Genomic DNA, 5,622 nt, shown 5'->3' on the forward strand with positions numbered 1-5,622 from the left:
TCGGTACTCGCGAACCACGGGACATCGGGCGTCTGCCTCTGCGGTTCGGTACTCGCGAACCACGGGACATCGGGCGTCTGCCTCTGCGGTTCGGTACTCGCGAACCACGGGACATCGGGCGTCTGCCTCTGCGGTTCGGTGACCCTAAAAACAAGTCAACAGAACAATAAGAAATTGGATATAACTCCCCCTGATTCTAGGAGAGCGGTGCATGAGTATCGAAACAGATAATAAGCCGAAACTTCTGGTCGTTGATGACGAACCAGATAACCTCGACTTGCTCTATCGCACCTTTTATCGGGACTATAACGTGCTGACGGCAGAAAATGCCCCACAAGCGTTAGAGTTGCTGGCAAAGGCGGGGGATGTGGCGGTGATTATTTCGGATCAGCGGATGCCGCAAATGAGTGGGACTGAATTACTCAGTTTGACAGCAACTCAATATCCCGATGCCATCCGGATTATCTTGACGGCTTACACTGATGTCGAGGACCTCGTTGATGCCATCAATGCAGGCAAGGTTTTTAAATATGTCACCAAACCCTGGGATGCTGATGAACTCAAGGCTTTGGTCGCCCAAGCATTAGATACCCACAATGTCCTGAAAGCGCGGACAAGGGAACTGTGCCGCACTCTGCGCCAGGAATCTTTACTCAATGCCATTACCAACACCATTCGCTCTCGGACGACTGAGGCCCAGATTTTGCAGACGATTGTCGATACCCTCGGCCAAATGTTTGAGGTGAGCTACTGCATTCTGCGTCCCTATCAGGATGGCCGCTTTATTGATGAATGGTTTATGTATCAAAAGCGGGAACTGGGCACGATCAAGTCCAACGGTCAAGGGCCAAAACTGCCCCTTGCCCCCTCGGGACCCATCTCAGAACCCCTGGGGTTGGCACAGACGGTTTGGGAAACCCATGATATTGAGGTGATCAATGATGTGGAAACCGATGAACCGTTACAGGGAAAGACGCCTCAACTCCAGCAACGGCGACAGATGTTAAAAGCGGCAGATATTCGCTCCTGCTTGGTGGTCCCCCTGATGTTTCGCTTGGAACTGATGGCAGTCTTGGCATTGCACCAATGTGGATCTCGCCGGGAGTGGCAGGATGATGAGGTGCAACTGGTGTTTATGGTGGCGGATCAGGCGGTGTTGTCCCTATCCCAGGCCCGCGCTTATGAACAGGTCCAGGCCCTGGCGAAGCGCGAGGCCCTGGTGAATACGATTACTACGGCGATTCGGTCGAGTCTGAATCCGAAAGATATTTTTGCGGCGATCGCCCAACAACTTGGCCAAGCGTTACAGGCGGATGGTTGTGCATTGTCGTTATGGACGGTGGAAGATGAGTATGTGCAGTGTGTCGGATTGTACGATGCGGCCAGGGAAGCGGTGGAAGCATCGGAGGGAGAACGACTGGAGAATGAAGCAACTCAACAGGTCGGACTCTCTGGTGCCAACCTCTCCCAGGAAGTCAAAGGGGAACCTCGCCCTCATTCCGGGGAGTTGCCGCGATCGGTGGTTCCGATCGCCGGGAATCCGGTGTTGCAAGAACTCCTCACCACTCGGGCTCCGGTGGTGGTGGATGACCTGGAAAAGCAGCCGGAATGGAATGTCATGGATTTACCCCTGCGATCGCCTGCCAGGGCTTTATTAGTCGTTCCTTTAATCTCTGATGGCGAAATTATCGGCAGCATTACCCTGCGCCAAGTCCGATCGCCCCGGCGTTGGCATCCCTCGGAAATTGATTTAGCCCAAGCGGTGGCTGCACAAGGGGCGATCGCTGTCCATCAGTCTCGTCTCTACCAAAAAACCCGCCAGCAGGCGGAACGACTCCTGGAACTCAACCGCCTGAAAACGGAATTTTTCCAAAATATTTCCCATGAGTTCCGCACCCCCTTAACCCTGATGATGGGTCCTTTGGAATCTGCCGTAGAGCATCACCAAGATTTACCCTTGGAACAAGCGGCGATCGCCCTGCGAAATACCCGTCGTCTCCTGCGCTTGGTCAATCAACTCCTAGACTTACAACGCCTCGATGCTGGTCGGATGCAGCCCACATTTCGTCCCTGCGATTTACTCGCCTTTGTCTCCCAAACCGTGGAAATTTTTCGCCCCTATTGCGAGAAAAAAGGCATCGAAATCACCACGGATTTACAGCCTTGTCCTTCCCTCTATTTAGATTTGGAAAAGTTTGATAAAGTCCTTTACAATCTCCTCTCCAATGCCATGAAATTTACCGCCGCTGGAGGTAAAATTATGGTCTCCTTGGAACAAGCTGGGGATTATTCTTTACTCCAAGTTAAGGATACGGGAATTGGGATTCGCACGGATCAAGTTCCCCACTTATTTGAGCGCTTTCGTCAAGCGGAAGGGTCCGCAAATCGCTCTTATGAAGGCAGTGGGTTAGGGTTAGCCTTAGCCAAAGAATTGGTCGAACTACATGGGGGAACCATCGCCGTTGAATCGAACTATGGGGAAGGTTCGGCCTTTATGGTCTGGTTACCCCTGGGCAATTCTCACTTACCCCCGGACCAAATTATTGAAGTACCCACGGGAGTAGAACCGGCCCGCGCTTCCGTGGAATTGGCCGATGTGCAGATGGAAGAGGATGGGGTCGGGTTTATCGGTCCTACTGGGATGGTGCAACCAGCACAACCTTCCACGATTCACACTCTCCACCCCACAATTGTGGTGGTGGATGACAATCCAGACTTGCGAAATTATGTCTCGGGGATTCTCACAAAAGAAGGATATCGAGTCGTTTTGGCCCGGAATGGGGCGGAAGGATTTGATGTGGTGATTAATCATCGTCCCCAGTTAATTGTTACGGATTTGATGATGCCGTTGGTTTCGGGTTTGGATATGATCCAGATGATTCGCGAGGATGAGTCGTTACGGGGAACGCCGATTATTTTGCTCACGGCAAAGGTGAATGAGGATACGCGCATTGAAGGGGCGGAAAGGGGGGCCGATGCTTATCTGGCGAAACCGTTTAACGATCGCGAATTGTTAGCGGAAGTGAGAAATTTACTGGCACTCAAGGAAAATGAGCGTCGGGTGGCCCAGTTGAATACTTATTTAACGGAGTCGGTCCTGCGGAGGTTTTTACCCCCTTCTATGGTCCAAAAAGCGGCCTCTGGGGAGTTGTCTCTGGATTTACGTCCGGAACCCCGGTTGATTACGATTTTGTTTAGCGATATCGTCGGGTTTACTCAGTTGGCGAATACGTTGCGATCGCGCCGGGTGGCGGAGGTGTTGAATCAGTATTTAACGGAAATGACGCAGGCGGTGTTTGATAATGGTGGGACGGTGGATAAGTTTGTTGGGGATGCGATCGTGGCGATGTTTGGTGCACCGGAGGATTTGACGCCGAATGAACAGGTGAGACGGGCGATCTCCACCGCTAGGCAAATGTTACAAGCGCTCGATCGCTTAAATGAAAACTGGGAACAGCAAGGTTTACCTCGGGTCCAGTTCCGCTGTGGGATTCATCAAGGGACTGCGGTGGTGGGGATGTTTGGCGGCAATTTGCGGTCAGATTATACGGCGATCGGTCCGAGTGTGAATATTGCCTCCCGCTTGCAGGAAGCTGCCGACCCCGGTACAATTCTCGTATCCGCAGCGGTGGCGGATTATCTCCATGATGATGAAATTGTTAAGTTCGGTTCCCTGCAATTCAAGGGTATTGATGAAACCGTTTTAACTTTTATGGTTCATGGTCATTCTAGGGGAAGCGATGGGGAACAAACTCGGGAAGAAGGGTAAAATTAAGGGCTAATCACGGATTAACAAAAGGTTATTATCGGGTTGGTAATTTTCAAGGATTTGTCCTCATCTGGGATTGTGTTTGAAATCACGGTTACCGATGAGGGCGATCGCATTCATGTCAGAGAACTATCACAATCCCTTCGGCCTCAAATCACCCCAATTTATCCTGAACAGAGAGATAGTGGGAGTATAAGAAAAGAAGAAGCAAATCGGAGGACAAAATCATGTTACCTCGCTGTCGGACCCAGCGCAAGCAATTCGTCAAAATGGTTTACTCGAAAGTCCAAGTCAACGGAAAACTAGAGTTAGTACCAATGGAATTATATTCTGATGGTTCCCTCAAACGTAGCGCTTAATGGGTTCACTTCGCATCATCAATGGATTAAATCCAGTCAATCAGGGAAATGCTTAAATGCAGCAACAATTAATGACTTTGACAACGGAATATTACCGAGCCAAAAAGGGGTGTCTATCCAGACACCCCTTTTTGATTTATAGGAGGAGTAGGGTGGGCATTGCCCACCGTAATTCATGTGGGCAGTGCCCACCCTACAATTGCTTAACTCCAGTTTAAAAAAAAGACTCAAACTCACTCAATCAACAACTGACATACCGGCGAATAAAACTTTCTAACGACTCCATCTTTATGCCAAAGGTTGACTCTAAAGTTGCGATTTCTTCCGCCGTGCAGAAAAACTCATTAGAAACCAACACACGCAACGTTCCCAGAGATTTCTGTAACCCCGGATTCACCAATCCCAAGGCATTGCGGACCCCATCAAAGACCATCATCGGGGGATTGATAATCAGGGGGTCACGATTAAAAATGCGGGCAAAAATTTGGGGAATTTCTTCGCGAGAGAGAATTTCTGGCCCTCCCACCGGGAAAATTTGATTCGCTGCCTCGGGGACTAATACGGAATCTGCTGCGATTTTGGCTAAGTCATCGGTACTCACCGGGGAGGTGCGATTTCGCAAGTCCCCGAGACTTAAATAAATCCCCGTTTCTTTGAATCGTTGTGCAAAGGGAATTAAAGCCGAGTCAAAGGCAGAAGGACGTAAAATGGTGTAAGTCAAGCCACTTTTTTCTAAATATTTTTCCACTTCTCGCTTGGCTTTAAACACTGGGGAATCCAGATAACCGCGATCGCAACCCAGCACAGAAATGAACACAAAATGCTCAACTCCCGCTGCTTTCCCATAATCAATCAGGTCAATATTTGCCCGATAATCGATCGCCTGTGCACCTCCGGTTTCCTTCCCACCATGAGCGCTGATGATATACTTCACCCCTTCACAGGCTTTTTGTATATCCCGTTCCCGTTTTAAGTCGCCAATGAATATCTCAGCACCTCGGTTTTCTAACTCGCTGTAGTCCGAACTCAACCGCGCAAAAGCACGCACGGGTACTTGTCTACTGGTCAAAACCCGCACCACGCGCCGTCCTAAACTTCCTGTTGCTCCAGTAACTAAGAACATCTTTATTTATGGATAAATGAATCAGTCTCTTGCTTATTTTAACCGATTCTAAAAAAAAGGGCTAGAGGCGGTTTTCCGAAGTATCCATTAAGTGGCAGTAACCCAGTGGGGAGATTTAGCTGTGTCCCTAAATTTTGAAAATAAGGGGGGTAAGCTCTGGCGTTTTTGACCGTTTAATCTTTCTCTAAGTCCTGAAGTGAAGAAACCTTAATATTTTCTCGCTTGTCGGATTTAGGGAACTCCAAAAAATAAAATACCCAAAAACCCACACCCTCAAGGGTGGAGGCTCACAGGACGAAGCGGTGCCTGCGCGGGCTAAGAACGTCTTTTTAGTTCCTTAAGCATCGCATTTGGGTGATTTATTTGTTGCA

At 49.5% G+C, this 5,622-nt stretch carries 3 protein-coding genes; 2 read left to right on the forward strand and 1 reads right to left on the reverse strand.

Going from position 1 to position 5,622, the window contains the following annotated elements:
• Positions 1 to 211: 211 nt before the first annotated feature.
• Together NG833_RS29585 and NG833_RS30725 are read left to right on the forward strand one after the other, a co-directional pair.
• Positions 212 to 3,769: a response regulator gene (locus tag NG833_RS29585; protein ID WP_254568847.1), complete on the forward strand. Its 3,558-nt coding sequence runs from the start codon at positions 212 to 214 to the stop codon at positions 3,767 to 3,769.
• A gap of 227 nt (positions 3,770 to 3,996) precedes the next feature.
• The gene (locus tag NG833_RS30725) at positions 3,997 to 4,128 is read left to right on the forward strand and encodes a hypothetical protein (protein WP_256556217.1); all 132 of its coding nucleotides are present in this window, start codon (positions 3,997 to 3,999) and stop codon (positions 4,126 to 4,128) included.
• 241 nt (positions 4,129 to 4,369) lie between these two features.
• Here the strand turns inward: NG833_RS30725 and NG833_RS29590 are convergent, their stop codons facing one another.
• Positions 4,370 to 5,251 carry an SDR family oxidoreductase gene (locus NG833_RS29590; protein ID WP_254568848.1) on the reverse strand — a complete coding sequence of 294 codons (882 nt, stop codon included), beginning with the start codon at positions 5,249 to 5,251 and terminating at the stop codon, positions 4,370 to 4,372.
• Positions 5,252 to 5,622 lie beyond the last annotated feature (371 nt).

This window comes from Oscillatoria sp. HE19RPO, from assembly GCF_024220515.1.
In the GTDB taxonomy this organism is placed as follows: Bacteria; Cyanobacteriota; Cyanobacteriia; order Cyanobacteriales; family Laspinemataceae; genus Laspinema.

Coding starts and splice junctions, on each gene's coding strand:
- NG833_RS29590 (WP_254568848.1), bottom strand. CDS start 5,251: ATGTTCTTAGTTACTGGAGCAACAGGAAGTTTAGGACGGCGCGTGGTG.
- NG833_RS30725 (WP_256556217.1), top strand. CDS start 3,997: ATGTTACCTCGCTGTCGGACCCAGCGCAAGCAATTCGTCAAAATGGTT.
- NG833_RS29585 (WP_254568847.1), top strand. CDS start 212: ATGAGTATCGAAACAGATAATAAGCCGAAACTTCTGGTCGTTGATGAC.